The following is a 2518-nucleotide window of genomic DNA, read 5'->3' as shown; positions in this document are numbered from 1 at the left end:
GGTGCGTCCCAGGCGCCGTCCGGTGTCGCCAGCGCGGTCGCGCACGCGTCGCTCGGATCGGCCGCAACGTCGCCGCCCAGCGCGATACGCAGCCAGTCCTTCGGCTGCACGGCCCAGCGCGCGGCACGCAATGACTGCGGCTCGTGTTCGGCCAGCCAGCGCAACAGCGGCCCCGCCATGCCGGGCGCGACGGGGTTCGGAGCGACGGGCAAACCGGCGTCGGGCCGGGTGGCTGCATCGGCTTCGCGCACCGCACGCGTATCGGGCCAGAGCAGCGCGGGCCGCACCGGCTGCCCGGCCGCGTCGATCAGCACGACGCCATGCATCTGGCCGGAGAAACCGATCGCGACGACCTGCTCGCGCTCGCCGGCCGGCAATTTCGCGGCGGCGCGCGCCAGTGCATCCCACCAAACGTGCGGCGAGATTTCCGCCCAGCCCGGCTGCGGCGACGACAACGAATAGGGTTCGCTCGCGACCGCACGCTCGATGCCGTCGGCATCGAGCGTGACGAGTTTGACAGAGCCGGTGCCGAGGTCGATTCCGAGCAGGCGCATGACGGGAAGGCGATATTCGAATGAACGGATATCGATGATAGCGGGATCGCGATACGCGCCCCGATTTACGCGGCGAATTTGCCCATCGACGACGCTAAAACGCGGCCGCGACCGACGGGTGGCACCCGGGTGCACCTTGATGGCAAAAACGGCCGCTCGCGGGTTAACCCGGCACGATTTTTCGCAGGTCGATTTTGCCACTATGCCGCATGCGCGATACACACCATAAAGCCGCCTATATTTGACTCGGGGGTCCGCACTATTTTGGAGGGCTATAAAACCGGTGAACCTCACTCCTGCGGCAGTTTCCCGATGATCGACACCCCGTTTCATGCCGAAATGGCATATCGAACCAGCAAAGAACGGAATAGAACCCAGCGCTCTTGTTGCGATGGTGCATTCCGCATAACTTCGTATCACCCCGAAAACAAGATCATGGAGTGAGACAGATGCAATCGAACACGGTCCATCCGTGCGATGAGGTGCTGCCGACCGGCAAGCTTGTAACGCTTGGTCTCCAGCACGTCCTCGTCATGTACGCCGGCGCTGTCGCCGTGCCGCTCATCATCGGCGGCGCGCTGAAGCTGCCGAAAGACCAGATCGCGTTTCTGATCAGCGCCGATCTGTTTTCGTGCGGCATCGCAACGCTGATCCAGACGCTCGGCCTGTGGATCTTCGGGATCCGCCTGCCCGTCATCATGGGCTGCACGTTCGCGGCAGTCGGCCCAATGATCGCGATCGGCACCAACCCCGGCCTCGGCATTCTCGACATCTTCGGTTCAACGATCGCGGCCGGCATCATCGGCATCGTGCTCGCGCCGATGATCGGCAAGCTGTTGCGATTCTTCCCGCCGGTCGTCGTCGGCACCGTGATCGCGGTGATCGGGCTGTCGCTGATGGAAGTCGGCATCAACTGGGCGGCCGGCGGCGTCGGCAACCCAGAATACGGCAGCCCCGTCTACCTCGGCCTGTCGCTGCTCGTGCTCACGCTGATCCTGCTGATCAACAAGTTCGGCCGCGGCTTCGTCGCGAACATCTCGGTGCTGCTCGGCATCGTCGCCGGCTTCGTGATCGCGTTCGCGATCGGCCGCGTGAATACCGACGGCGTGGCGCACGCCCCGTGGGTCGGCATCGTGATGCCGTTCCACTTCGGCTGGCCGCACTTCGACCCGCTGTCGATCGCGACGATGGTCACGGTGATGTTCGTCACGTTCATCGAATCGACCGGGATGTTCCTCGCAGTCGGCGACATGGTCGACCGTCCGGTCAACCAGGAGCGTCTCGTGCGCGGCCTGCGCGTCGACGGTCTCGGCACGCTGATCGGCGGCATCTTCAACTCGTTCCCGCATACGTCGTTCTCGCAGAACGTCGGCCTGATCGGCGTGACGGGCGTGAAGAGCCGGTTCGTCTGCGCGACGGGCGGCGTGATCCTGGTGCTGCTCGGCCTGTTCCCGAAGATGGCGCAGGTCGTCGCATCGGTGCCGCCGTTCGTGCTGGGCGGCGCGGGCATCGTGATGTTCGGGATGGTGGCCGCGAACGGCATCAAGGTGCTGTCGAAGGTCGACTTCGTGAACAACACGCACAACCTGTTCATCGTCGCCGTGAGCGTCGGCATGGGCCTCGTGCCGGTCGTGTCGCCGCACTTCTTCTCGAAGCTGCCGCCGGCACTCGCACCGATCCTGCACAGCGGCATCCTGCTCGCGTCGGCGACCTCGGTGATTCTGAACATCGTGTTCAACGGCGTGAAAGGCGAGAAGGACGCACGTTGTGACATCCGCCGTGCCGGACACGACTTCGACGGACGCCCGGCCGACGTGCACCACTGACCGGCCCAATCCGGACACGCCGGATCGCGGCGCGACGCGGTAGAGGAACAACGCCACGGCATGCCGTGGCGTTTTGCTTTGTGCGGGGTGCAGAGGCGGGACGGCTGCGAGGGCGAGAGCGTTCTGGCGATGGGGGGT

Annotated in this window: 2 protein-coding genes; one reads left to right on the top strand and one right to left on the bottom strand. The window is 65.1% G+C overall.

The annotated features are described in order from the left end of the window. A partial coding sequence (locus J7024_RS36790; RefSeq protein WP_268838812.1) for an FGGY family carbohydrate kinase occupies positions 1-887 on the bottom strand: 887 nt, incomplete at its 3' end. Positions 888-1003: 116 nt separating this feature from the next. Here J7024_RS36790 and J7024_RS36785 point away from each other — a divergent pair. Next, positions 1004-2380, top strand: coding sequence for a nucleobase:cation symporter-2 family protein (locus J7024_RS36785; RefSeq protein WP_175751004.1), 1377 nt, complete (start codon positions 1004-1006; stop codon positions 2378-2380). The last annotated feature ends 138 nt before the right edge of the window (positions 2381-2518 follow it).

This window comes from Burkholderia sp. WTPI3 (assembly GCF_021483755.1).
Classification (GTDB): domain Bacteria; phylum Pseudomonadota; class Gammaproteobacteria; order Burkholderiales; family Burkholderiaceae; genus Burkholderia.
This window is presented reverse-complemented; position numbering and strand designations above follow the sequence as displayed.

Coding starts and splice junctions, on each gene's coding strand:
- J7024_RS36785 (WP_175751004.1), top strand. CDS start 1,004: ATGCAATCGAACACGGTCCATCCGTGCGATGAGGTGCTGCCGACCGGC.